Origin of the sequence: Pseudomonas sp. NPDC089741, from assembly GCF_044748825.1 — a bacterium.
Lineage (GTDB): Bacteria > Pseudomonadota > Gammaproteobacteria > Pseudomonadales > Pseudomonadaceae > Aquipseudomonas > Aquipseudomonas helmanticensis.
On sequence record NZ_JBIVGT010000015.1, the window covers coordinates 57,586 to 82,562 of the forward strand.

Annotated in this window: 21 protein-coding genes and 5 tRNA genes; 17 read left to right on the plus strand and 9 right to left on the minus strand. The window is 59.5% G+C overall.

From position 1 onward, the window contains the following. The first annotated feature begins 52 nt into the window (after window positions 1-52). On the plus strand, window positions 53-880 hold the full coding sequence (locus tag ACIPZE_RS16280; protein ID WP_283435819.1) for an arylamine N-acetyltransferase: 828 nt from the start codon (window positions 53-55) through the stop codon (window positions 878-880). 3 nt (window positions 881-883) lie between these two features. Here the strand turns inward: ACIPZE_RS16280 and ACIPZE_RS16285 are convergent, their stop codons facing one another. Together ACIPZE_RS16285 and ACIPZE_RS16290 are read right to left on the minus strand one after the other, a co-directional pair. Next, window positions 884-1,213 (minus strand): BrnA antitoxin family protein, encoded by a 330-nt coding sequence (locus ACIPZE_RS16285; protein WP_283435820.1) that lies wholly within the window; start codon window positions 1,211-1,213, stop codon window positions 884-886. A gap of 3 nt (window positions 1,214-1,216) precedes the next feature. Then, window positions 1,217-1,501, minus strand: a complete 285-nt coding sequence (locus tag ACIPZE_RS16290) for a BrnT family toxin (RefSeq protein WP_400773866.1) — start codon at window positions 1,499-1,501, stop codon at window positions 1,217-1,219. 254 nt (window positions 1,502-1,755) lie between these two features. Here ACIPZE_RS16290 and ACIPZE_RS16295 point away from each other — a divergent pair, with 254 nt between their 5' ends. Beyond that, the gene (locus ACIPZE_RS16295) at window positions 1,756-3,279 is read left to right on the plus strand and encodes a nucleobase:cation symporter-2 family protein (protein ID WP_400773869.1); all 1,524 of its coding nucleotides are present in this window, start codon (window positions 1,756-1,758) and stop codon (window positions 3,277-3,279) included. A gap of 181 nt (window positions 3,280-3,460) precedes the next feature. Here ACIPZE_RS16295 and ACIPZE_RS16300 read toward each other — a convergent pair. Further along, window positions 3,461-3,536: transfer RNA gene (locus tag ACIPZE_RS16300), tRNA-Asn, on the minus strand. A gap of 219 nt (window positions 3,537-3,755) precedes the next feature. Between ACIPZE_RS16300 and ACIPZE_RS16305 the strand changes: the two genes are divergently transcribed. After that, complete coding sequence (locus ACIPZE_RS16305; RefSeq protein ID WP_129394728.1) at window positions 3,756-3,986, plus strand: hypothetical protein; 231 nt, start codon at window positions 3,756-3,758, stop codon at window positions 3,984-3,986. Here ACIPZE_RS16305 and ACIPZE_RS16310 read toward each other — a convergent pair. Together ACIPZE_RS16310 and ACIPZE_RS16315 are read right to left on the minus strand one after the other, a co-directional pair. Next, window positions 3,983-4,183 (minus strand): hypothetical protein, encoded by a 201-nt coding sequence (locus ACIPZE_RS16310; RefSeq protein WP_102358660.1) that lies wholly within the window; start codon window positions 4,181-4,183, stop codon window positions 3,983-3,985. The two genes, ACIPZE_RS16305 and ACIPZE_RS16310, sit on opposite strands and share 4 nt — an antisense overlap. A 224-nt stretch (window positions 4,184-4,407) precedes the next feature. Then, a complete protein-coding gene (locus tag ACIPZE_RS16315; protein WP_400773872.1) occupies window positions 4,408-5,604 on the minus strand; it encodes an amino acid aminotransferase in 1,197 nt (398 codons plus the stop codon). Window positions 5,605-5,941: 337 nt separating this feature from the next. Between ACIPZE_RS16315 and uvrB the strand changes: the two genes are divergently transcribed. Then, a complete protein-coding gene (uvrB, locus tag ACIPZE_RS16320) occupies window positions 5,942-7,957 on the plus strand; it encodes an excinuclease ABC subunit UvrB (protein ID WP_400773874.1) in 2,016 nt (671 codons plus the stop codon). 116 nt (window positions 7,958-8,073) lie between these two features. On the opposite strand, the gene ACIPZE_RS16325 is transcribed toward uvrB, so the two are convergent. Then, window positions 8,074-9,564, minus strand: a complete 1,491-nt coding sequence (locus tag ACIPZE_RS16325; RefSeq protein ID WP_174823974.1) for an MDR family MFS transporter — start codon at window positions 9,562-9,564, stop codon at window positions 8,074-8,076. A 49-nt stretch (window positions 9,565-9,613) separates the two neighbouring features. Further along, window positions 9,614-10,663: an HlyD family secretion protein gene (locus ACIPZE_RS16330; protein ID WP_129394724.1), complete on the minus strand. Its 1,050-nt coding sequence runs from the start codon at window positions 10,661-10,663 to the stop codon at window positions 9,614-9,616. A gap of 228 nt (window positions 10,664-10,891) precedes the next feature. Between ACIPZE_RS16330 and gltX the strand changes: the two genes are divergently transcribed. From gltX to ACIPZE_RS16375, 9 genes are all read left to right on the plus strand, one after another. Further along, on the plus strand, window positions 10,892-12,373 hold the full coding sequence (gene gltX / locus ACIPZE_RS16335) for a glutamate--tRNA ligase (RefSeq protein WP_400773877.1): 1,482 nt from the start codon (window positions 10,892-10,894) through the stop codon (window positions 12,371-12,373). A gap of 257 nt (window positions 12,374-12,630) precedes the next feature. Next, window positions 12,631-12,706 (plus strand) — tRNA-Ala (locus ACIPZE_RS16340). 80 nt (window positions 12,707-12,786) lie between these two features. After that, window positions 12,787-12,862: transfer RNA gene (locus ACIPZE_RS16345), tRNA-Glu, on the plus strand. 53 nt (window positions 12,863-12,915) lie between these two features. Next, window positions 12,916-12,991 (plus strand) — tRNA-Ala (locus ACIPZE_RS16350). A gap of 80 nt (window positions 12,992-13,071) precedes the next feature. After that, window positions 13,072-13,147 (plus strand) — tRNA-Glu (locus ACIPZE_RS16355). 181 nt (window positions 13,148-13,328) lie between these two features. Beyond that, window positions 13,329-13,868: a TetR/AcrR family transcriptional regulator gene (locus ACIPZE_RS16360; RefSeq protein WP_129394722.1), complete on the plus strand. Its 540-nt coding sequence runs from the start codon at window positions 13,329-13,331 to the stop codon at window positions 13,866-13,868. A gap of 30 nt (window positions 13,869-13,898) precedes the next feature. After that, window positions 13,899-14,732, plus strand: a complete 834-nt coding sequence (locus tag ACIPZE_RS16365) for an alpha/beta fold hydrolase (protein ID WP_129394721.1) — start codon at window positions 13,899-13,901, stop codon at window positions 14,730-14,732. Window positions 14,733-14,778: 46 nt separating this feature from the next. Beyond that, the gene (locus ACIPZE_RS16370; protein WP_400773880.1) at window positions 14,779-15,216 is read left to right on the plus strand and encodes an acyl-CoA thioesterase; all 438 of its coding nucleotides are present in this window, start codon (window positions 14,779-14,781) and stop codon (window positions 15,214-15,216) included. Window positions 15,217-15,379: 163 nt separating this feature from the next. Further along, window positions 15,380-16,339 (plus strand): tRNA dihydrouridine synthase, encoded by a 960-nt coding sequence (locus ACIPZE_RS16375; RefSeq protein ID WP_400773882.1) that lies wholly within the window; start codon window positions 15,380-15,382, stop codon window positions 16,337-16,339. Window positions 16,340-16,397: 58 nt separating this feature from the next. Here the strand turns inward: ACIPZE_RS16375 and ACIPZE_RS16380 are convergent, their stop codons facing one another. Together ACIPZE_RS16380 and ACIPZE_RS16385 are read right to left on the minus strand one after the other, a co-directional pair. Beyond that, a complete protein-coding gene (locus tag ACIPZE_RS16380) occupies window positions 16,398-19,676 on the minus strand; it encodes a PAS domain S-box protein (RefSeq protein ID WP_400773885.1) in 3,279 nt (1,092 codons plus the stop codon). Window positions 19,677-19,750: 74 nt separating this feature from the next. Then, window positions 19,751-20,635, minus strand: a complete 885-nt coding sequence (locus ACIPZE_RS16385; protein WP_064389123.1) for a LysR family transcriptional regulator — start codon at window positions 20,633-20,635, stop codon at window positions 19,751-19,753. A gap of 140 nt (window positions 20,636-20,775) precedes the next feature. Here ACIPZE_RS16385 and leuC point away from each other — a divergent pair, with 140 nt between their 5' ends. The 4 genes from leuC to leuB all read left to right on the plus strand — a co-directional run bounded on the left by leuC (window position 20,776) and on the right by leuB (window position 24,888). Further along, window positions 20,776-22,194 (plus strand): 3-isopropylmalate dehydratase large subunit, encoded by a 1,419-nt coding sequence (gene leuC, locus ACIPZE_RS16390; RefSeq protein WP_400773889.1) that lies wholly within the window; start codon window positions 20,776-20,778, stop codon window positions 22,192-22,194. A gap of 11 nt (window positions 22,195-22,205) precedes the next feature. Further along, window positions 22,206-22,850 (plus strand): 3-isopropylmalate dehydratase small subunit, encoded by a 645-nt coding sequence (gene leuD, locus ACIPZE_RS16395; protein WP_007913445.1) that lies wholly within the window; start codon window positions 22,206-22,208, stop codon window positions 22,848-22,850. Window positions 22,851-22,983: 133 nt separating this feature from the next. Then, window positions 22,984-23,751: a class I SAM-dependent methyltransferase gene (locus tag ACIPZE_RS16400; RefSeq protein ID WP_400773893.1), complete on the plus strand. Its 768-nt coding sequence runs from the start codon at window positions 22,984-22,986 to the stop codon at window positions 23,749-23,751. Window positions 23,752-23,805: 54 nt separating this feature from the next. Further along, window positions 23,806-24,888 (plus strand): 3-isopropylmalate dehydrogenase, encoded by a 1,083-nt coding sequence (gene leuB / locus ACIPZE_RS16405; protein WP_400773896.1) that lies wholly within the window; start codon window positions 23,806-23,808, stop codon window positions 24,886-24,888. Window positions 24,889-24,977 lie beyond the last annotated feature (89 nt).

A 24,977-nucleotide genomic window follows, 5' to 3' on the forward strand; every position in this document is an offset into this window, starting at 1 on the left:
CATGGCGACCATCAACGCAGTGACCTGCGGCCCCATGCATAAGGATCGAGCAATGAGTGAGCCCCGCCTGAACGATGTGAAACTGTATCTGCAACGCCTCGGTTTCGCTGAGCCGCCGGCGCCGACCCTGGCCACCCTGCGCGAATTGCAATGGCGTCACACCAATGCCTTTACCTTCGAAAACCTCTCGACCATTACTGGCGCGCCGGTACTGATCGATCTGCCGTCCATCGAGCAGAAAGTCCTGCATGACGGGCGCGGCGGTTACTGCTACGAACTCAATCACCTGTTTTTTGCCCTGTTGCTCGAACTGGGCTTCGACGCGCGTGCCATCAGCGGTCGAGTGGTCATGAACCAGCCCGAAGGCACCTGGACCACGCGCACTCACCGTTTGAGTCTGGTGACCATCGATGATGTGCGTTACATCACTGACGTCGGGTTTGGCGGCATGGTGCCGACCGCACCGTTGCTGCTCGACTCCGAAGCCGAGCAAATCACCCCCCACGAACCCTATCGCATCGAAAAGCAGGTCGATGGCTACATGCTGCGCGCCAAGGTCGCCGGCGAGTGGCGGTCGATGTACCTGTTCGATCTGCAGCGCCAGGAAGACACCGACTACACCGTCGGTAACTGGTACGTCTCGACTCACCCGGAATCTCCTTTCGCCAAGCGCCTGATGGCTGCGCGCACTGGCGACGGCTGGCGCAAAACCTTGAACAACGGCAGTTTCGCCCTGCATCGCATGGGCGGTGACAGTGAGCGCCGGGAAGTCTGCGACGTCGATGAGCTGATCGAAGTGCTGCAACAGGAATTCGGTTTGCGCCTTCCGGATCAGCCACATGTGCGCCAGTCGCTGGCGCGAATGCTTGTGCCTGTCTGACGGTCAGGGTTTTGCGTCCGGCTCGAGTACGCGGCGGATTTCACCGACGGCCGCCGACAGCTTTTTCTCGAGGCTCTTGAGGTCGGCGGCGGTAATGCCTTGTTTGAACTGCCCGGAAATGGCCGGGTCATCGGCCGGCTTTCCGGCACCCTCCAGCAACACCTGGCGCAGCGTGTTGTTGATCACTGTCTGATAGCCGAAACCTTCGTTTTCCGCGACGTTGCGCGCCGCCTCGATGACGGCGTCGTCGAGCATGATGGTGATGCGGGTTTTACCCTTGGCCGGCGCCAGTGCGCCGCGTTTGCCTTGGGAGAAGTCATATTCATCTTTCATCGATCAAGCCTCTGGAAAGTACGCGCAACGTTCGCTCGGTGTGGCGACACGTGCAGAAATGATTCGTACGACATTCGCGCCGCGATAACTGTAAGCAACGACCAGCAAACGTCCCTTGCCGTCGAGACCAAGGGTGATCCAGCGTTGTTCATCGTGATCGTTGTCCTCGATCGTCAGTGCTCGTTCGTCGTGAAAGACCGGTTCGGTCTCGGCGAGGCTGACGCCTTTGTGCTTGAGTTTGTTGGCTGCGTTCTTGCTTTTGTCGTACTGAATGTCCAATGACTCCATTATGCATACTTTATATGTATAAAAAACGATGCGACCGTACCGTCGGTCGCCATGAACAGTTCAGCCTAGTGGGGGCGAGCGAAGACGCAGGAAGGGATGTGTTGCCAGATTTGTGGGGGATGCAAGCCGCGGGCTAGAAGGTTGGGTGGCTACCTATCCATTATGTGACTGATAAGTTGTATACAACTCTATGGACATTTGTCCCGAGTATTGAATACAGTGTGCGCATAACAAAAACCAGGGAACCCCCCACCATGAAAACGCCCCATGTTTCACACCAACGGCCCGAGGACGAAAATCTCGGGGTCGGCGCGAATATGGCTTACGGCCTGCAACATGTTCTGACCATGTACGGCGGTATCGTTGCGGTGCCACTGATCATCGGCCAGGCGGCCGGCCTGTCGCCGGCAGACATTGGTTTGCTGATTGCTGCTTCATTGTTTGCGGGGGGGCTGGCAACACTGCTGCAAACCCTGGGTCTGCCGTTTTTTGGCTGTCAGTTGCCGCTGGTACAGGGCGTGTCGTTCTCCGGCGTAGCGACCATGGTCGCGATCGTCAGCAGTGGCGGGGAGGGCGGCTTCCAGTCGGTGCTGGGCGCGGTGATTGCCGCATCATTGATCGGCTTGCTGATTACGCCGGTGTTCTCGCGAATCACCAAGTTCTTCCCGCCGCTGGTCACCGGCATTGTGATCACCACCATCGGCCTGACGCTGATGCCAGTGGCCGCACGCTGGGCCATGGGTGGCAATATCCACGCGCCGGACTTCGGCAGCATGCAGAACATCGGTCTGGCGGCGGTCACGCTGGTGCTGGTGTTGCTGCTGAGCAAGGTCGGCAGCTCGACCATCTCGCGTCTGTCGATCCTGTTGGCCATGGTGATCGGTACGGTGCTGGCGGTGTTCCTCGGCATGGCGGACTTCTCCAGTGTCACCACTGGCCCGATGTTCGGCTCCCCGACACCGTTCCACTTCGGCATGCCGACATTCCACTTCGCCGCGATCCTGTCGATGTGCATCGTGGTCATGGTGACGCTGGTGGAAACCTCGGCGGATATCCTGGCGGTCGGTGAAATCATCGGCACCAAGGTTGATTCCAAGCGTCTGGGCAACGGCCTGCGTGCCGACATGCTGTCGAGCATGTTCGCGCCGATCTTCGGTTCTTTCACCCAGAGCGCCTTCGCCCAGAACGTCGGGCTGGTGGCAGTGACCGGGATCAAGAGCCGCTTCGTGGTCGCCACTGGCGGTGTGTTCCTGGTGATCCTAGGCCTGCTGCCATTCATGGGGCGGGTTATTGCAGCGGTGCCGACTTCGGTGCTCGGCGGCGCCGGTATCGTGCTGTTCGGCACGGTTGCCGCGAGTGGGATTCGTACACTGTCGAAGGTTGATTACCGCAACAACGTCAACCTGATCATCGTGGCGACGTCGATCGGTTTCGGCATGATCCCGATTGCTGCGCCGAACTTCTACGATCACTTCCCGAGCTGGTTCGCGACCATTTTCCACTCGGGCATCAGCTCGTCGGCGATCATGGCGATCCTGCTCAACCTCGCGTTCAACCACTTCACCACCGGTAACTCCGATCAGCAGTCGGTGTTTGCGGCAGCGGAAGAGCGCACCCTGCGTTATCGCGATCTGGATGCGTTGCGCGAAGGCGACTACTTCAGCGATGGCAAACTGCATGACTGCGATGGCAAGGAAGTGCCGGTGATCGAGCCGGATGATCACGACCACGGACATGGCGCGCCGAAAGCGCAGGCGAAGAGCAGCGAGCATGTCTGACCGCTGTGCCTGAATAGAAAAGGGCCGATCTGTTTTGAACAGATCGGCCCTTTTTCATGTGAAGATCAAAGGATCGCAGCCTTCGGCAGCTCCTACAGGGATCGGTGGTCTGCGATCTTTTGATCTTTTCGGCCGCCCACAAAAAAGCCCCTGAATCTTTCGATTCAGGGGCTTTGCTATTTGGCTCCACAACCTGGACTCGAACCAGGGACCCAATGATTAACAGTCATTTGCTCTACCAACTGAGCTATTGCGGAATTGGTGCGTATGTTACTGATTCAAAAAGAGAAGTCAAGCGCGAGGTGGAAAAAACTGAAATTCATCAGGACAGACGGTGGTTTGTCAGCGATTGGCGGTTACCAGAACCGTAGCAGAGGTCTACCATGGCCGCCCGGAAGTGGTAACACGCGCTGCCGGCCATTCGCCGAAAAGGTACGCGCCATGAACCAGACAACCCGCAAAAACCAGGTGTTCGCATGAGCATCGCGCAAATCAGCCTGCCGAAAGGGGTAGGGCCTCACGCCGAGAAACTCTTCGACGCGATCACTCAGGCCAGCACCGCTGAAGAATTGAACCGTGCCGGCGGTAAGGCCGAGGGTTTTGTCCTTGGGCTTGAAAGCGCCAAGGCGATCAAGAGTCAGATCGCCGAATCGCTCTACGTCGCCTATGACGATGCGGCCAGTCAGCGCGCGAGTGAACTGGCTTAACTGCCGAAGGTGATCGTGCCGAGCAGCAATTTGGCGTAGGCCGCAGTCGCCGCCAGTTGCACCAGCCACAAGGCCAGGCCACCGAGAAACACCCCGGCGGCAACTTGCAGCACCAGGCTTTTTTCGCGTTTGGCCGATGCGCGAGGGATGAAGTCATCCAGATCGTCACGGTCGGCGCGCAGGTTGTCGTTTTTCATTTGGTTTCTCGCAGAATTCTCGGATGTACACAAACCCTGTAGGAGTGAGCCTGCTCGCGATAGCGGTGTGTCAGGCAGTGAAGCGTCAACTGATAGGACGCTATCGCGAGCAGGCTCACTCCTACAGTTTTGATTTGTGTGCAGTTTAGAGGGAATGTTGCATTCCTTCGGACAAATAAAAAACGGGAAGCCCAAGGCTTCCCGTTTTTCATCACGCAGCGAAATCAGATGACCTGAACGATCGCATCCGTCACAGCCTTGATGTTGCTCTGGTTCAGTGCGGCCACGCAGATGCGGCCGGTGTCCAGGGCGTAGATGCCGAACTCGTTACGCAGACGATGCACTTGTTCAGTGGTCAGGCCCGAGTAGGAGAACATCCCGCGCTGACGACCGACGAAGCTGAAGTCGCGGCCCGGTGCTTTTTCCGCCAGCAGGGCAACCATCTGCTCGCGCATGCCGCGAATGCGCAGACGCATTTCGGCCAGCTCGGCTTCCCACTGCGCACGCAGTTGCGGGCTGTTCAACACCGCAGCGACGATGCTTGCACCGTGGGTCGGCGGGTTGGAGTAGTTGGTGCGGATCACGCGTTTGACTTGCGACAGTACGCGCGCGCTTTCTTCTTTCGATTCGCTGATGATCGACAGCGCACCGACGCGCTCGCCGTACAGCGAGAACGACTTGGAGAACGAGCTCGAAACGAAGAAGGTCAGGCCGGACTCAGCGAACAGGCGCACGGCAGCGGCGTCTTCGTCGATACCGTCGCCGAAACCCTGGTAAGCCATGTCGAGGAACGGCACGTGACCTTTGGCCTTGACCACTTCCAGCACGTTGTTCCAGTCCGCCGGGGTCAGGTCGACGCCGGTCGGGTTGTGGCAGCAAGCGTGGAGGATAACGATCGAGCCGTTCGGCAGGGCGTTGAGGTCTTCGAGCATGCCGGCACGGTTAACGTCGTGAGTGGCAGCGTCGTAGTAGCGATAGTTCTGCACCGGGAAACCGGCGGTTTCGAACAGCGCACGGTGGTTTTCCCAGCTCGGGTCGCTGATCGCGACGACGGCGTTGGGCAGCAGTTGCTTGAGGAAGTCGGCACCGATTTTCAGGGCGCCGGTCCCGCCGACGGCCTGCGTGGTGATGACGCGACCGGCGCTGATCAGCGGTGAGTCGTTACCGAACAGCAACTTTTGCACGGCCTGGTCGTAGGCAGCGATGCCATCGATAGGCAGGTAACCGCGCGAAGCGTGTTGAGCGACGCGAATCGTCTCGGCTTCGATAACGGCGCGCAGAAGTGGAATTCGCCCCTCTTCGTTGCAGTAAACACCCACGCCCAGGTTGACCTTGTCGGTCCGGGTATCGGCGTTGAATGCTTCGTTGAGGCCCAGGATTGGATCGCGGGGTGCCATTTCGACAGCGGAGAACAGGCTCATTATTACGGCGGCTCTGAATGGATAGTGGAGGGACGTGTGGCGCTCCAGCCGAATGCACTAGAGCGGTGCACAAACGGGGAGCTAGTATAGAGGCCATCTGCGAGCAATGGCGACAGGCGAATCGGCTTTTCGGGTAAGTTTTTCCGATTATTTCTCGACCGTTAGTCGATTGGCCGTGTCAGAGTCTTTACCGGATGTAGGACGTTTGCCTTGAAAGGTGAGGCAATCGCCACCACATTGAGCACAATCCAGGTTTTTTCTTGCGCGACATCGGTCGTTTGCGGTCGTCCCCGTGGTGCTCCGCTTTGCTCGGAGTACCGCGATCCCAGAGGTGTATATGTCCGAATTCCAGCTCGTCACCCGCTTCGAGCCCGCCGGCGATCAGCCGGAAGCCATTCGCCAACTGGTCGCGGGTATCGAAGCCGGGCTGGCGCACCAGACGCTGCTCGGTGTGACCGGCTCGGGCAAGACCTTCAGCATCGCCAATGTCATCTCGCAGATCCAGCGCCCGACGCTGGTGCTGGCGCCGAACAAAACCCTCGCTGCGCAGTTGTACGGCGAGTTCAAGGCGTTTTTCCCGAACAATGCCGTCGAATATTTCGTTTCCTACTACGACTACTATCAGCCCGAAGCCTATGTGCCGTCGTCCGACACCTTCATCGAGAAGGATGCGTCGATCAACGACCACATCGAGCAGATGCGTTTGTCCGCGACCAAAGCGCTGCTGGAGCGCAAGGACGCGATCATCGTCACCACGGTGTCGTGCATCTACGGTCTCGGTAGCCCGGAAACCTATTTGAAGATGGTCCTGCACGTCGATCGCGGCGACAAGCTCGATCAGCGTGCACTGCTGCGCCGTCTGGCCGACCTGCAATACACCCGCAACGACATGGATTTTGCCCGCGCGACCTTCCGCGTGCGTGGCGATGTGATCGACATTTATCCGGCGGAATCCGATCTTGAAGCGATCCGCATCGAGTTGTTCGATGACGAAGTCGAAAGCATTTCCGCATTCGACCCGCTGACCGGCGAAGTCATTCGCAAGATGCCGCGTTTCACTTTTTACCCGAAGAGCCACTATGTGACGCCACGGGAAACCCTGCTCGATGCCATCGAACACATCAAGGTCGAATTGCAGGAGCGTCTCGAATACCTGCGCAGCAACAACAAGCTGGTCGAGGCTCAGCGTCTGGAGCAGCGCACCCGTTTTGACCTCGAGATGATCCTCGAACTGGGTTACTGCAACGGCATCGAAAACTACTCACGCTATCTGTCCGGCCGTCCGGCCGGCGCGGCGCCGCCTACGCTTTACGATTACTTGCCGGCGGATGCGTTGCTGGTGATCGACGAGTCCCACGTCAGCGTGCCGCAGGTCGGCGCGATGTATAAGGGCGACCGTTCGCGCAAGGAAACCCTGGTTGAATACGGCTTCCGCCTGCCTTCGGCGCTGGATAACCGGCCGATGCGTTTTGACGAGTGGGAAGGGGTCAGCCCGCAGACCATTTTTGTCTCGGCGACACCAGGTAACTACGAAGCCGAACATGCCGGGCGCGTGGTCGAGCAACTGGTGCGTCCGACCGGTCTGGTCGACCCTCAGATTGAAGTGCGCCCGGCGCTGACGCAGGTCGACGATCTGCTGTCGGAAATCTCCAAGCGCGTGGCAATCGAAGAGCGCGTGCTGGTCACCACGCTGACCAAGCGCATGGCCGAAGACCTCACTGATTACCTCGCCGACCACGGCGTGCGTGTGCGTTATCTGCACTCGGACATCGACACCGTTGAGCGCGTGGAGATTATCCGTGACCTGCGTCTCGGCACGTTCGATGTGCTGGTCGGGATCAACCTGCTGCGTGAAGGTCTGGACATGCCGGAAGTGTCGCTGGTGGCGATTCTCGACGCCGACAAGGAAGGTTTCCTGCGTTCCGAACGCTCGCTGATCCAGACCATTGGCCGGGCGGCGCGTAACCTCAATGGCCGGGCGATTCTCTACGCCGATCGCATGACCGGTTCGATGGAGCGGGCGATTGGCGAGACCGAGCGTCGTCGCGACAAGCAGATAGCTTTCAACCTGGAAAACGGCATCATCCCGAAAGGCGTGTTCAAGGATGTCGCCGACATCATGGAAGGCGCCACCGTGCCGGGCTCGCGCAGCAAGAAGCGCAAGGGCATGGCCAAGGCCGCCGAAGAGAACGCCAAGTACGAAGCCGAATTGCGTTCGCCGAGCGAGATCACCAAACGCATTCGTGCGCTGGAAGAGAAGATGTATCAGCTGGCGCGGGATCTGGAGTTTGAAGCAGCGGCGCAGATGCGCGATGAGATTGCCAAATTGCGCGAACGCCTTTTGGCTGTGTAAGGATGATCGTTCCCACGCTCTGCGTGGGAATGCAGCCCCGGACGCTCCGCGTCCGCTGTGACGCAGAGCGTCACCGGAGTCATTCCCACGCGGAGCATGGGAACGATCAGTTGCAGTTAGTGGGATTCCCCAGCCTTCAATCCTTGTGGCAATTTCTTGGTCAACAAAATCGCCAGCATGCTCACCCCCAGCGCAATCCCGACAAAGTGAAACGCATCGTTGTAAGCCATGATCGCCGCCTGCTGATGGACGATCTCACTCAACTTGCCCAGCGCCGCCGTATCACTGCCAAACCGATCCGTCATCGACGCCAGTCGCTCCGCCACCTGCGGATTGGTCGGCACTACCGCTTCACGCAAATAATCAAAATAAGTCTTGGTGCGCGCATCCAGTAATGTCGCGAGCAAGGCAATGCCGATCGCTCCGCCCAGGTTGCGCAGGATATTAAAGAGGCTCGACGCCGAGCCCGCATCCTGCGGCAGGATGTAAGCCGTGGCGATCAGCGAAATGGTCACCATGATCAATGGCTGCCCCAGCGCCCGAATAATCTGGATCTGATTGAACTGTGGCCCGGCGAAATCCGGGTTGAGCACTCCCGACGAAAAACTCGCCAGACCAAACAATCCGAACCCGAGCGTGCACAGCCATTTCGGCGAGACAAACTTCATCAGCTTCGGCACCAGCGGAATCAGGAACAGCTGCGGCACGCCCATCCACATGATCACTTCACCGATCTGCAGGGCGTTGTAGTTCTGGATCTGCGCAAGGTACAGCGGCAACAGGTAGATCGAGCCATACAACCCGACACCCATGCCCAGGCTGGAAATACTCGATAAACCGAAGTTGCGGTTACGCAGGATGCCGAGGTTGATCAGCGGATTCGGTTTGGAGATCTGCACGATCACAAAGGTGATCAGACTCACCAGCGCAATGCTGCCCAGCGTCACGATCAGGCTCGATTCGAGCCAGTCCTTGCGATGGCCTTCTTCCAGAAATACCTGCAAGCAACCGAGGCCAATCCCTAGCGTGAGGATGCCGGTGTAGTCGGTGCTTTTGAGCAATTCCCAGTGCGCTTCTTTCTTCTCCAGCCCGTACATCAGGCCGGCGATCATGATCAGGCCCGGCGGGATGTTGATGTAGAAGATGTATTCCCAACCCCAGTTTTCCGTAAGCCAGCCGCCCAGCGTCGGGCCGATGGATGGCGCAAAAGTGGCGGTCATGGCAAACATCGCCATGCCTTTGGCGCGGTGATGTTCAGGGAGTTTGATCAGGGTCAGGGTGAACGCCAGCGGGATCAGCGCGCCGCCGGTGAATCCCTGCATGGCGCGAAAGACGATCATGCTCTCCAGGCTCCAGGCCATCGAACACAGCAGCGAAGACACCAGAAACCCCAGCGACACCCACACCGCCAGGCGCCGCGCCGAGAGCAGCTGCACCAGCCACGCGGTCAACGGGATCATGATGATTTCCGCGACCAGATAAGAGGTGGAAATCCACGAGCCTTCTTCCAGCGTCGCCGACAACGCACCCTGAATGTCTTTGAGCGATGAGTTGGTGATCTGGATGTCGAGCACGGCCATGAAGGCGCCGAGCATCACGCTCATCACCGCAATCCAATCGCGCCGGGTCGGTTCGCCGACCGGGCGGATCAGCGAATCACCGGCCATTGTCCGGGGCGTCTTTGATGTTCACGGTGGCGGTGGCGGACATGCCCGGGCGGATTTTGCCGTGCAACGGGTTGTCGGCCTTGAAGGTCAGTTTCACCGGAATCCGCTGCACGACTTTGGTGAAGTTGCCGGTGGCGTTGTCTGGCGGCAGCAGGCTGAACTGTGCGCCGGACGCGGCGAACAGACTGTCGACCCGCGCTTCGATCGGCGTGTCGCCGTACGCGTCGAAGGTCAGCTCGGCTTTTTGCCCGGGCTGCATGTGACCGATCTGGGTTTCTTTGAAGTTGGCCTGCACCCAGATGTCTTCGTCCGGAACGATCGACAACAGGTAAGCGCCGGCCTGCACCACTTGGCCGTTGCGCGCGGCACGCTGGCCGACGAGGCCGCTGATCGGCGCGTGGATTTCGCTGCGGGTCAGGTTGAGTTCGGCTTGCGCGAGATCGGCGCGGGCGTTGGCGATCTGTGCATCGAGGCGTTTGATTTCCGCGTTCAAGGCGTTGACCTGTTGGCGCTGACCTTGCGCATCAGCCTGCGCCTTGGCCACTTGCGAGCGGGCAATGTGAGTGTCGGCGGAGAGGGTGGTCACGCGTTCCTCAGAGACATAACCGGGTTTGCGCAGGGTTTCCGCCCGCGACAAATCCATTTGCGAACGGCCCAGCGTCGCTTGTGTGGTCGCCACTTGCGCATCGCTGGCGGCGATCAGGCTCGATTGCTGGGTGAGTTTGCTTTGCGCTTGCAAGCGTTCGGCTTCGCGGGTGGCGAGGGCGGCATTGGCGCGGTCCACGGCCAGATGGAAATCGTTCGGCTCAAGGCGTACCAGCAATTGGCCTTTTTCGACGTGTTGATTGTCCTGCACCAGCACTTCATCGATGCGCGCGCTCAGTTGGCTCGACACACGGGTGATTTCGCCCTGGACATAGGCGTTGTCGGTGCTTTCATAAAAGCGTCCCTTGAAAAACCAATGAGCGAAAAAGCCCCCGGCAATCAGCAGGACGAGCAGCAGGAAAATCAACAGGCGACGCTTGAGTTGGGCAGGCATGGGCAAACTGTAGTCGAGGAATTGTAAGGAAAGTTATCAGCGGCTGAATCTCGCATACAGCCGATAAACGGTAAATGCCCACGGTTGATATTCGGCCATTCACTGCGGCTTACGCGCGTTACAGACGCAAACTTGGCTTAAATGCCCTGTCTGCTGGAGCGGGGCGGGTGTCGCCTGTTACCATTCGCCGCTTGATTGTTTTGCTTTTCATTCTTTTCGAGACATGCCATGACCACCGTCCGCACTCGCATCGCGCCATCGCCTACCGGGGATCCCCACGTAGGTACCGCTTACATCGCATTGTTCAACTACTGCTTTGCCAAGCAGCATGGTGGTGAGTTCATCCTGCGGATCGAAGACACCGACCAGTTGCGTTCGACCCGCGAGTCCGAACAGCAGATCTTCGACGCCCTGCGCTGGTTGGGTATCGACTGGAGCGAAGGCCCGGACGTTGGCGGCCCGCACGGCCCGTATCGCCAGAGCGAGCGCGGCGACATTTACCAGAAGTATTGCCAGCAACTGGTTGAAATGGGCCACGCGTTCCCATGCTTCTGCACCGCTGAAGAGCTGGATCAGATGCGCGCCGAGCAAATGGCTCGCGGCGAAACCCCACGCTACGACGGTCGCGCACTGCTGTTGTCGAAAGAAGAAGTCGCGGCCCGTCTGGCGGCTGACGAACCGCACGTGATCCGCATGAAAGTGCCAAGCGAAGGCGTCTGCGTGGTGCCGGACATGCTCCGTGGCGACGTCGAGATCCCGTGGGATCGCATGGACATGCAAGTGCTGATGAAGACCGACGGCCTGCCGACGTACTTCCTCGCCAACGTGGTCGATGACCACCTCATGGGAATCACCCACGTATTGCGTGGCGAAGAATGGCTGCCATCGGCGCCGAAACTGATTCTGTTGTACGAATACTTCGGCTGGGAACAACCGGAGCTGTGCTACATGCCGCTGCTGCGTAACCCGGACAAGAGCAAGCTGTCCAAGCGCAAGAACCCGACTTCGGTAACGTTCTACGAGCGCATGGGCTTCATGCCGGAAGCGATGCTCAACTACCTCGGTCGCATGGGCTGGTCGATGCCGGATGAGCGCGAGAAGTTCTCGCTGCAGGAAATGGTCGACAACTTCGACCTCAAGCGTGTCTCGCTCGGCGGGCCGATCTTCGACATCGAGAAGCTCTCGTGGCTTAACGGTCAGTGGCTGCGTGATCTGCCGGTGGAAGAATTCGCCAGCCGCTTGCAGACCTGGGCGCTGAACCCGGAATACATGATGAAGATCGCACCGCTGGTGCAGGGTCGCGTTGAAACCTTCAGCCAGGTTGCTCCGCTGGGCGGGTTCTTCTTCGCTGGCGGCGTCAATCCGGATGCCAAGCTGTTCGAATCGAAAAAGCTTTCGGGCGATCAGGTTCGCCAGTTGATGCAGTTGATCCTGTGGAAGCTGGAAAGCCTGCGTCAGTGGGAGAAGGACAACATCACCGCAACGATTCAGGCGGTGGTTGAATCGCTGGAGCTGAAACTGCGTGATGCCATGCCGCTGATGTTTGCTTCGATAACCGGTCAGGCAAGCTCGGTGTCGGTGCTCGATGCGATGGAAATCATCGGCCCGGATCTGACCCGTTTCCGCCTGCGTCAGGCGATCGACCTGTTGGGCGGCGTGTCGAAGAAAGAAAACAAAGAGTGGGAAAAGCTGCTGGCCGCTATCGCCTGATAGCTTAACCCCCCTGTAGGAGCTGCCGAAGGCTGCGATCTTTTGATGTTGATCTTTAAACGGCAACGTCAAAAGATCGCAGCCTGCGGCAGCTCCTACAGGGGCATGCTTTATCCCAAGTCCCGGATTTTCGGGAGGAGGGCGGTAAGTGGTTGTTATGCCGACGAAAAGTTTTGATTTTTTTCAAAAATAAGTTTGACAGGCTTTCGATACACCCTTAAGATTCGCCCCGTCCTCAGCGATGACATCAACGATGAGGGGCTATAGCTCAGCTGGGAGAGCGCCTGCATGGCATGCAGGAGGTCAACGGTTCGATCCCGTTTAGCTCCACCAATTTTACACTTCGAGGTCTGGCCACACCGGCCTTGAAGCGATCAACACTCAGCGTTGATCAGTTGTATAGAAGGGTTTGCGTCCCCTTCGTCTAGTGGCCTAGGACACCGCCCTTTCACGGCGGTAACAGGGGTTCGAGTCCCCTAGGGGACGCCAGTTTTACAGAAGTGATGTTGCAAGATGTCACTCCGCCGTGAGGCGAAAAATCCGGGGCTTTAGCTCAGCTGGGAGAGCGCCTGCATGGCATGCAGGAGGTCAGCGGTTCGATCCCGCTAAGCTCCACCAATTTTACAAGTTCAAGGTCTGGCCACACCGGCCTTGAATCGATCAGCTCTCAGCACTGATCAGTTGTATAGAAGGTTTGTGTCCCCTTCGTCTAGTGGCCTAGGACACCGCCCTTTCACGGCGGTAACAGGGGTTCGAGTCCCCTAGGGGACGCCACGATTACCCGCTCTGCGGGATTTATAAGGGTCATTCAATTATTGAATGGCCCTTTTGTTTGTCTGGCGTTTGGCCAACTCTCCTTTTTCCTTACACTGTGCTTCAGACCAGCGGTCATATTCTTGACTTGCGGAATATTATTATGCGAATAATATTCTAGTCGTAATATTCGGAGGCAACGATGAACGATAAAAAAGCTCAAACCCGCGAACGCATCCTCAAGGCTGCCAGCTCCGCACTGATTCAGCGCGGCCCGGCAGACCCTAGCGTGGGCGAAGTGATGGGCGCGGCCGGCCTCACCGTCGGTGGCTTCTATGCGCACTTCGAAAGCAAGGACGCGATGATGCTTGAAGCGTTCAAGCAATTGCTCGGTCGCCGCCGCGACCTGATTGCCGACATGGACAGCGAACTGACTGGTGAAGAACGCCGCGCGCTGGTCGCTGCGTTCTACCTGTCGCGCAAGCACCGCGACTCCAGCGAAGCGGCGTGCCCGATTCCTGCTTCCATCGGCGAACTGGGGCGTTTGCCGGATTCGTTCCGCCTCGCGCTGAACGAACACCTGGAGTTGATGGTTGCGCAGTTGGCGGCCAGTCCTGAGGACACCGATAAAGCTCTGGCCGACATGGCCTTGATGGTGGGTGGTCTGGCCCTCGCAAGAGCGCTGGGCCCGGGAGATTTATCCGATCGATTGCTGCGCGCTGCCAAGTCGGCGGTGCGTTGACCTGAAGGCAACAGGCCTGAGGAGAGAGCGATGAGCACGTTGAAATGGGTTCGTGGCGTTAATGGCACCTTGGGCTGGATTGCACCGAAGCGGGTAGCGAGCAAGATGCGTTCGGTATTCATGACGCCGCGCGCGCTGCCGTTGCGCGATTGGGAATTGCCGCTGTTGGCCAATTCCGAGCGGATTACCCTGCGCTTCGGCCTGTCGGCGCTGCGCTGGGGCCAAGGTCCGACCGTGCTGCTGATGCACGGCTGGGAAGGCCGGCCGACTCAATTCGCGTCATTGATCACCGCGCTGGTCGAAGCCGGCTACACCGTCGTCGCACTCGATGGTCCGGCCCACGGTCGCTCGCCGGGGCGTGAGGCCAATGTCGTGCTGTTCGCTCGGGCGATGCTCGAAGCGGCGGCCGAGTTACCGCCACTGCAAGCCGTTATCGGCCACTCCATGGGCGGTGCCAGTGCCATGCTCGCCGTGCAATTGGGCTTGCGCACCGAAACCCTCGTGAGTATTGCCGCGCCGGCGCGCATTCTTGGCGTGCTGCGCGGATTCGCCCGCTACATGGGCATGCCGCCGCGAGCGCGCTCCGCGTTCATTCGTCAGGTCGAGCAGGATGTCGGCATGCGTGCCGCCACGCTGGACGTTGCGCACTATCAACTGGATATGCCCGGGCTGATCGTGCATGCCGAGGACGATACCTTCGTCTCGGTCAAAGAGTCACAGCTGATCCACGAATCCTGGTTCGACAGCCGCTTGTTGCGCCTTGAAGGCGGCGGTCATCAGCGCGTACTCGCCGACCCTCGGGTGATTGATGGAGTGTTATCACTGCTGGCCGGCCGCAGCCTTCAGGCGCGCCAATCGGCGTGAGCTCCGTTACACTGCCCCGGTTGAATACATTGACCGGGAGTGGGGCATGGGCTGGGATCGGGCAACGCCGTTTACCATTGATCTGCAAGTAGGCGCCGAAGACATCGACGGTCTGGGCCACGCGAACAACGCGGTGTACGTGGCCTGGCTCGAACGCTGCGCCTGGCGCCACTCGCAGCGTCTGGGGCTGGACCTGGTCGAATATCGGCGGCTGGACCGGGCGATGGCCGTGGTCCGCCATGAAATCGATTATCTGGCGGCGGCCTATGAAGGCGACGAACTGCAATTGGCGACCTGGATCGTCGATTGGGATCAGCGCCTGAAAATGACCCGGCATTTCCAGCTCAAGCGTCCGAGCGACAACACCACGCTGTTGCGCGCGCAGACCACGTTCGTCTGCATCGAACTGTCCACTGGCAGGCCCAAGCGCATGCCGGCCGAGTTTATCGAAGGCTACGGCCCGGCGATCCAAATCCCCGCCTGACCCGATCCCTGTAGGAGCTGCCGCAGGCTGCGATCTTTTGATCTTGATCTTTAAAAAACAACATCAAAAGATCGCAGCCTGCGGCAGCTCCTACAGGGGTTACCGCTTTGTGGCTGCAATCCAGTAAACTGCGGCACGTTTTTTCTTCAAGTAGTGTTTCCCCATGCAAATTGCTCTGGCGCCCATGGAGGGGTTGGTCGACGACATCCTCCGCGACGTGCTGACCCGCGTTGGCGGCATCGACTGGTGCGTGACCGAATTCATTCGGGTCAACGACCAGTTGCTCACGCCGGCGTACTTCCACAAGTTCGGCCCGGAGCTGCTCAACGGCGCCCGTACCGCATCCGGCGTGCCATTGCGCGTGCAATTGCTCGGTTCCGACCCGGTCTGTCTGGCGGAAAACGCGGCACTGGCCTGCGAACTCGGCTCTGAAGTGATCGACCTCAACTTCGGTTGCCCGGCCAAGACCGTGAACAAATCCCGTGGCGGGGCGGTGCTGCTCAAGGAGCCTGAACTGCTCAACCAGATCGTCGAGCATGTGCGTCGCGCAGTACCGGCGCACATTCCGGTCACCGCGAAGATGCGCCTCGGTTTCGACAGCCCGGATGGCTCGCTGGTCTGCGCCACGGCGTTGGCCGAAGGCGGCGCCGAACACATCGTGGTTCACGCCCGTACGAAAATGGACGGCTACAAACCGCCCGCACATTGGGAGTGGATTCCGCGCGTACAAGACGTGGTCAAAGTCCCGGTGTTCGCCAACGGCGATATCTGGAGCGTCGAAGACTGGCGCCGTTGCCGCGAAATCAGCGGTGTCGAAGACATCATGCTCGGTCGCGGTCTGGTGTCGCGCCCGGATCTGGCCAGACAGATTGCCGCTGCCCGCGCCGGCGAAGAAGTCATTGAGATGAGCTGGGCCGAGCTGATGCCGTTGATTCAGGACTTCTGGCTGCAAGCCAAGGCGCAGATGACCGCGCGGCAATCGCCGGGCCGTTTGAAGCAATGGCTGGCGATGCTGACGCGCAATTATCCCGAAGCGACCGAGCTGTTCACGGTGTTGCGCCGTGAAACCGAACCCGATCATGTCTCGCGCTTGCTCGGTCTACCGGTCGCTGAAGCGGCCTGAAAAAATCTGTAAATCCGCTGCAAAGAAAGGACGCCAATGGCGTCCTTTTTTATGCTCGCTATTCCAACATCAATTTCAGATCTTCCAGCGCCATCGGTCGACTGTGCAGATAACCCTGATACAAATGGCAGCCCAAACCTTGCAGGAATGCCAGTTGCTCCGGCGTTTCCACGCCTTCGGCAATCACCTCAAGTTCCAGGCTGCGCGCCATGGCAACGATGGCGCGGATGATTTCGGCATCGTTCGGATCAGTCGTCGCATCGCGAATAAACGACTGATCGATTTTCAGCGTGTCCACTGGCAGGCGCTTGAGGTAGGTCAGCGATGAGTAACCGGTGCCGAAATCGTCCATGGCAAAACTCACGCCGAGCTTTTTCAAACGACGCATTTTGCTGATGGTGTCTTCGAGGTTCTGGATGACGATGCCTTCGGTGATTTCCAGTTTCAGCAGCGAGCAGGGCAGGCCGTGGCTGGTCATGCTGTGTTCGATGCGTTCGACGAAGTCGTTCTGGCGGAACTGCCGTGGGCTGATGTTGACGCACAGGCTGAAGTTGAACGGATCGACCAGTTTCAGGGCGATCAGTTGTTTGAATGCTTCGCAGGCTTCATCGAGGATCCACGTGCCGACTTCAAGAATCAGCCCGCTGTCTTCCAGCACTTTGATGAACTCGGTGGGCGATTGCGCGCCGAGCTCTGGGTGATTCCAGCGCACCAGCGCTTCGGCGCCGATGATGCGGTTATCCCGCGCGTCGATCTGCGGCTGGAAGTGCACATTGAATTCGCCGCGTGACAACGCCAGACGCAAGTCGGTCTCCATGCGCAGCCGTTCGCTGGCGGCCTTCTGCATGGTGTTGTGGTACATCTGCGTGGTGTTGCGCCCGGAATCCTTGGCCCGGTACAGCGCAATATCGGCGCGTTTGAGCAGGTCAGTCGGGGTCGAACCGTGATCCGGAATCAGTGCCACGCCGATGCTCGGGGTCACTTGCAGGCGCTGGCCGTCGAGGAACATCGGCTCCGAGAGCAATTCACGCAGGGTGTCGGCCAGCGAGCGGGCTTGCGCGCTGACTTCGTTGCGCGAACCTTCGAGGCCACTGAGCAGCACCACGAATTCATCGCCGCCGAGGCGCGCCACCGTGTCTTCCATGCGCACGCTGGCTTCGAGCCGCGCGGTGATGATCTTCAGCACCGTGTCGCCGACCGGATGGCCGAGCGAATCGTTGATGTGCTTGAAGTGATCGAGGTCGAGAAACAGCAGCGCGCCGCGCAGGTTGTGGCGTTTGAGCAGGGCGATCTGCTGGCTCAGGCGATCCATCAGCAGGGCGCGATTCGGCAGGTTGGTCAGCGGGTCGTGGTACGCCAAGTGACGGATCTGCGCTTCGGCGTTTTTCAGCAGGCTGACGTCCCGCGCCGTCAGCAGCAGGCAGGCGGTTTCATTGAGGGTGATCGGCTCGACCGAGACTTCCACGGTCAGCAGTTCGCCGCGTTTGTTGCGCCCGAGCATTTCCTGATGATGCACGCGGCCCTTGATCTGCAACTCGGCGAGTAACGCCGAACGCTGTTTCTCTTCGGCCCAGATACCTACCTGATAAACCGTTTTGCCGACGACATCTTCAGCGCGATAGCCGGTGAGGCGGCAGAAGCCGTCGTTGACCTCAAGATAACGTCCGGTGTCGCGCTCGGTGATGGTGATCGCGTCGGGGCTGGAGTGGAATGCTTTGGCGAATTTCTCCTCGCTGGCCTTGAGCGCCGCTTCCGAACGCTGCTGCTGGGTAATGTCGCGCAGGGTGGTGACGATGCACGGCTGATCGCCGACGCTGATCTGCCGACTGGAAATCACGCAGGTCAGCGACTGGCCGTCCTTGTGCTGAACGATGATCGCGACGTTGCTCAAACCTTGTTCGCGAATCACCCGTTCAATGCGTTGCAGGCTTTTCGCCGAGGCGTCCCACAGGCCGATTTCTTCGGCGGTGTGGCCGATGACGTCGGCGGCGCTCCAGCCGAAGGTCTGACTAAAACTGGAATTGATCTCGATGAATTCGCCGCTGTCCTGGCGCGTGACGCAAATCGGGTCGGGGCTGACCTGGAACAGCGTGGCGAATTTTTCTTCCGAGGCCACCAGGCGTTGTTCGCGCTCGACCTGGTCGGTGATGTCGAGCAGCGTGCCGGCCATGCGCAACGGTGCGCCGCTTTCATCGCGGTAGAGGCGGGCGCGGCTTTCCAGGTAACGTGAGCTGCCGTCCGGCAGTTGCACGCGATAGGTCAGTTGATAATTGCCTGCCGGGCCTTCGCGCAGGCTGCGGTAGGCGTCGCGCATGCTGTCGCGCTCTTCGCCGGGCACGCCTTCGAAAAACTCGTCGAACGACTCGTGGAACGGTTTTGGCTCCAGCCCGTGCAATTGCGCGGCCCGCGCCGAGCCGTAGAGCATGCCGCTGGGAATATGCCAGTCCCACGTGCCGAGTTGCGCCGAGTCCAGCGCCAGATCGAGACGTTCCTGGCTGTCCTTCAATGCATGTTCGGCGGCTTTGTGTTCGGTGGTGTCGAGGAAGGTGCTGAGCAGATACGGCTGACCTTCGAGTTCGACCTTCTGTGCGCTGAGTATGCCGTCGTGAATCTGCCCATTGCTGGCGCGAAACTGCACCTCCATGCTGATCAGTTCACCCTTGGCCTTGGTTTTCTTGACCAGTTCGGCGCGTTGCTCCGGGTGCACCCACAGCCCCAGCTCCAGCGTGGTGCGGCCAATCGCGCTCTGCACCGGCCAGCCGAAGAGGCTTTCAAAATACTGGTTGGCTTCACTGATCAGGCCGTCTTCCTGACGGGTCAGCAGAACCATGTTCGGGCACAGATGAAACAGTGTGGCGAAACGTTTCTCCGAGCTGCTCAGGGCTTGCTCGCGCTGACGCTGGTGGGTGATTTCACGAATCACCCCGATCATTCGGGGGCGGCCGTTCTTGTCGGGTAACAGGCTGCCATTGATCTCCAGCCAGTGCAGGCTGCCATCCGGCCAGCGAATGCGGTGGTGCATCGCCTGTTCCAGCGGGGCGCCGGCGATGACGGCGTGGAAGGCGCGGACGGTTTTTGCGCGGTCTTCCGGCGGCAACAGGTCGAGGTATTCGAGGTCTTCGGGCAACGGTTGGCGCGGATCGAAGCCGAACAAGGCCTGGGTGCCCCGTGACCAACTGATCTGCCCGCGCTCAATGTCCCAATACCAGGCGCCGAGCCGCGCGCCGTTGAGCGCGGCGAGCAATTGCGGCGCACTCTCCCAGCTCTGCTCGGATCGTCGCGGGTCAATGGCCTGAATACGCGGCATCGGCGGAATTCGGTCAACAGATTTCGGCATCGTTAACAGGCCTTGAGCTGATGGTGGCATTAGGCACAGGGGCAGCGGCTCTATAGGAGTAGCACAAGTTGGCCTTAAGTCCCTGGCAGATCGATTTGTGCATCCAGCAAGGCCATAAACGCTCTTGCCGCATTCGATAGCGTCCGTTCAGTGTGCAAGATATAGCCTAGCTGGCGACTGAGCTGTATGCCCGGCAATACGATGCTCGCCACTTGATCGTCGAGCATGGTGCGCGGCAAAACGCTCCAGGCCAGGCCGATCGAGACCATCATCTTGATGGTTTCCAGGTAGTTGGTGCTCATGGCGATGTTCGGCGTCAGCCCCTGAGCTTCGAACAAGCGTTGGACAATATGGTGGGTGAAGGTGTTGCCGCCGGGGAAAACCGCCGGATGACCGGCAATGTCGGCCAGACTGACGGCGCCGTTATTGATCAGCGAATGCTCCGGGGCGACCACGAAATCCAGCGGGTCATCCCACACCGGCGTGGCTTTGACCAGCGCGTGAGGTTCCGGCGCGAGGGTAATGACCGCCAGTTCAGCGCGGCCATGGAGAATTTCCTCGTAGGCCACTTCCGAATCGAGGAACTGAATATCCAGCGCGACCTGTGGGTAACGGCGGGTGAACTCCCGTAACAGCGGCGGCAAACGGTGCAAACCGATGTGGTGACTGGTGGCCAGGGTCAGGCGACCGCTGACTTCACCGGTCAGGTTGGTCAGCGCGCGGCGGGTGTCATCCAGCACATTGAGAATCTGATATGCCCGTGGCAGCAGGGCGCGGCCGGCCTCGGTCAAACCGACTTCACGGCCGAGCCTGTCGAACAGCCGTACCTTCAATTGTTGCTCCAGCCCGGCGATGCGCTTGCTGATTGCCGGCTGTGTCAGGTGCAAGCGTTCGCCGGCATTGGAGAAGCTGCCGGTCTCGGCAATCGCGATAAAAGCGTTGAGGTTGGCCAGATCCATGTTCGTATTCCAGTTGGTTATCCAAAGCATAAAAAATATGAATTTGAGTTATTTAATCTAACCCCATAGGATCGGCCTCACAAGCCAAAGGGTTATTGAAAAGCCCAGGGCCTCGAAACCAGCTGATGAGGAACCGTCTGATGGCCGGCACAACGCTCTACGACAAGCTCTGGGATTCGCATTTGGTCAAGCAGCGCGACGATGGCTCGGCGCTGATCTACATCGATCGTCACATCATTCACGAAGTGACCTCGCCGCAAGCCTTTGAAGGTCTGCGTCTGGCCGGGCGCAAGCCTTGGCGCATCGATGCCAACATCGCGACCCCGGACCACAACGTACCAACGACTCCAGAGCGCAAGGGCGGCATCGAAGCCATTGCCGATCAGGTCTCGCGTTTGCAGGTTCAGACCCTCGACGACAACTGCGATGAATACGGCATCGTCGAGTTCAAGATGAACGACGTCCGCCAAGGCATCGTCCACGTGATCAGTCCGGAGCAGGGCGCGACCTTGCCGGGCATGACCGTGGTCTGCGGCGACTCGCACACCTCGACCCACGGCGCGTTCGGTGCCTTGGCCCACGGTATCGGCACTTCCGAGGTCGAGCACGTGCTCGCCACCCAGTGCCTGGTCGCCAAGAAAATGAAGAACATGCTGGTGCGCGTTGAAGGGCAATTGCCGTTCGGCGTGACCGCCAAGGACATCGTCCTCGCGGTGATCGGCAAGATCGGCACCGCCGGCGGTAACGGCCATGCCATCGAATTCGCTGGCAGCGCGATCCGCGACTTGTCCGTCGAAGGCCGCATGACCATCTGCAACATGTCCATCGAAGCCGGCGCCCGTGTTGGCCTGGTGGCTGCGGATCAGAAGACCGTCGATTACGTGAAAGGCCGTCCGTTTGCACCGAAAGGCGCGGAATGGGACATGGCCGTCGAGTCCTGGAAAGACCTGGTCTCCGACGCCGACGCCAAGTTCGACACCGTGGTTGAACTCGACGCTGCGCAGATCAAGCCACAAGTCAGTTGGGGCACTTCGCCCGAGATGGTCTTGGCCGTTGACCAAAACGTGCCGGATCCAGCCAAAGAAATGGATCTGGTCAAGCGCGACTCGATCGTCCGTGCCCTGAAATACATGGGTTTGACCGCCAATCAGGCGATCACCGACATTCAGCTGGATCGCGTGTTCATCGGTTCCTGCACCAACTCGCGGATCGAAGATTTGCGCGCTGCGGCGGTGATCGCCAAGGGCCGTAAAGTCGCTTCGACCATCAAGCAGGCGATCGTGGTGCCGGGTTCGGGTCTGGTCAAGGCGCAGGCTGAAGCTGAAGGTCTCGACAAGATTTTCCTCGAAGCCGGTTTCGAATGGCGTGAGCCGGGTTGCTCGATGTGCCTGGCGATGAACCCGGACCGTTTGGAGTCAGGCGAGCATTGCGCCTCGACCTCCAACCGTAACTTCGAAGGCCGTCAGGGCGCTGGTGGCCGTACCCACCTCGTCAGCCCGGCCATGGCGGCGGCGGCAGCGGTGAACGGTCGTTTCATCGACGTTCGTGAATTGATCTAAAGGAGCGCAGCATGAAAGCTTTTACCCAGCACACTGGTCTTGTCGCGCCTTTGGATCGTGCCAACGTCGACACCGACCAGATCATTCCGAAGCAATTCTTGAAGTCGATCAAACGCACCGGTTTTGGTCCGAACCTGTTCGACGAATGGCGTTATCTGGATGTCGGCCAGCCGTATCAGGACAACTCCAAGCGTCCGCTGAACAAGGACTTCGTCCTCAACGCCGAGCGTTATCAAGGCGCCAGCGTGTTGCTGGCTCGCGAGAACTTCGGTTGCGGCTCCAGCCGTGAACACGCGCCGTGGGCGCTGGAAGAATACGGTTTTCGCAGCATCATCGCGCCGAGCTACGCCGACATCTTCTTCAACAACAGCTTCAAGAACGGCTTGCTGCCGATCATCTTGAGCGACGCTGAAGTTGATGAGTTATTCAAGCAGGTCGAGGCTGAGCCGGGTTATCAATTGCAGGTCGATCTGCAAGCGCAGACCGTGACGCGTCCGGATGGCAAGGTTTACAGCTTTGAGATCGATGCGTTTCGCAAGCATTGCCTGTTGAACGGTCTGGACGATATCGGTTTGACCTTGCAGGACGGTGATGCGATTGCGACGTTTGAGGCCAAGCATCGGGTTAGCCAGCCGTGGTTGTTCCGCGACGCATAATTTGCGTATGGCGAATGGCGCCATCGCGAGCAGGCTCACTCCTACAGGGGAGCGCATTCCAAATGTAGGAGTGAGCCTGCTCGCGATGAGGCCCTCAAAAGCACCACAAGACTCACCCTAAAAAGGAAGTCCCATGACCAGTACCGCCCAACACACCCAGGTCGTACAAAAGCAATTCGGTGAACAGGCCGCCGCCTACCTGAGCAGCGCCGTTCACGCTCAAGGCACCGAATTCGCGCTGCTACAGGCTGAGCTGGCCGGGCAGGGCGAGGCTCGGGTGCTGGACTTGGGTTGCGGCGCCGGTCACGTCAGTTTTCATGTGGCATCGCTGGTCAAGGAAGTGGTCGCTTACGACCTGTCGCAGCAAATGCTCGATGTGGTTGCCGCCGCTGCCGTTGATCGCAACATCTGCAACATCGCCACGGTCAACGGCGCCGCCGAGCGTCTGCCGTTTGCCGATGGCGAGTTCGATTTCGTCTTCAGCCGTTATTCGGCGCATCACTGGAGCGATCTCGGCGTGGCCCTGCGCGAAGTGCGCCGGGTGCTGAAGCCGGGCGGTGTGGCGGCGTTCGTTGATGTGTTGTCACCGGGCAGTCCGTTGTTCGACACTTACCTGCAAAGCGTCGAAGTGCTGCGCGATACCAGCCATGTGCGCGATTATTCAGGCGCTGAATGGTTGCGTCAGGTCAGCGAGGCCGGTTTGCATGTGCGCAGTACCACGCGCCAGCGCCTGCGTCTGGAATACACAAGCTGGGTTGAACGCATGCGCACGCCTGAAGTGATGCGCGCGGCGATCCGCCAGTTGCAGCAGTCGATGGGCAACGAAGTGCGCGAATATTTTGAGATTGATGCCGACGGCTCGTTCAGTACAGATGTGATCGTACTGATGGCTGAGTGCTAAGAATTTTTCCGGGCGCGCCTAAGATGGCGCACCGACTGAAGACACGAGGAAAGCATGAGCAAGCAGATTCTGATTCTCCCAGGTGACGGTATTGGTCCTGAAATCATGGCCGAAGCGGTCAAGGTGCTGGAGCTGGCCAACGACAAGTACAGCCTGGGTTTCGAGCTGAGCCATGACCTGATCGGTGGCGCTGCCATCGACAAGCACGGCGTGCCGCTGGCCGACGAAACCCTCGACCGCGCCCGCGCTGCCGACGCTGTTCTGCTGGGCGCCGTCGGTGGTCCGAAATGGGACACCATCGAACGTGACATCCGCCCTGAGCGCGGCCTGCTGAAAATCCGTGCGCAACTGGGCCTGTTCGGCAACCTGCGTCCGGCGATTCTGTACCCGCAACTGGCCGAGGCTTCGAGCCTGAAGCCGGAAATCGTTGCCGGTCTGGATATCCTGATCGTCCGTGAGCTGACCGGTGGCATCTACTTCGGCGCACCGCGCGGCACCCGCACCCTGGACAACGGCGAGCGTCAGTCCTACGACACGCTGCCGTACAGCGAAAGCGAAATCCGCCGCATCGCTCGCGTCGGTTTCGACATGGCCATGGTGCGTGGCAAGAAGCTCTGCTCGGTGGACAAGGCCAACGTGCTGGCGTCCAGCCAACTGTGGCGTGAAATCGTTGAAGAAGTGGGCAAGGATTACCCGCAAGTCGAACTGAGCCACATGTACGTCGATAACGCCGCCATGCAGCTGGTGCGCGCACCGAAGCAGTTCGACGTGATCGTCACCGACAATATGTTCGGCGACATTCTGTCCGACCAGGCGTCGATGCTCACCGGTTCCATCGGCATGCTGCCGTCGGCCTCGCTGGACACCAACAACAAAGGCATGTACGAGCCTTGCCACGGTTCGGCGCCGGACATTGCCGGTAAAGGCATCGCCAACCCGTTGGCGACCATTCTGTCGGTATCGATGATGCTGCGTTACAGCTTCAATCTGCAGGACGCCGCCGATGCCATCGAAAAAGCCGTCAGCGTCGTGCTCGATCAAGGGCTGCGCACCGGTGATATCTATTCGGCCGGTTGCACCAAAGTCGGTACGCAGGAAATGGGCGACGCAGTAGTCGCCGCGCTGCGGAATCTGTAATCTCTCGGGCCCGCTGCGAAATTCAATACAAAGCAGCGGCCCACTTTTCAAGAAGGTGGCGTTGCGCTGCACCGTGTAGCTCGCCGCGG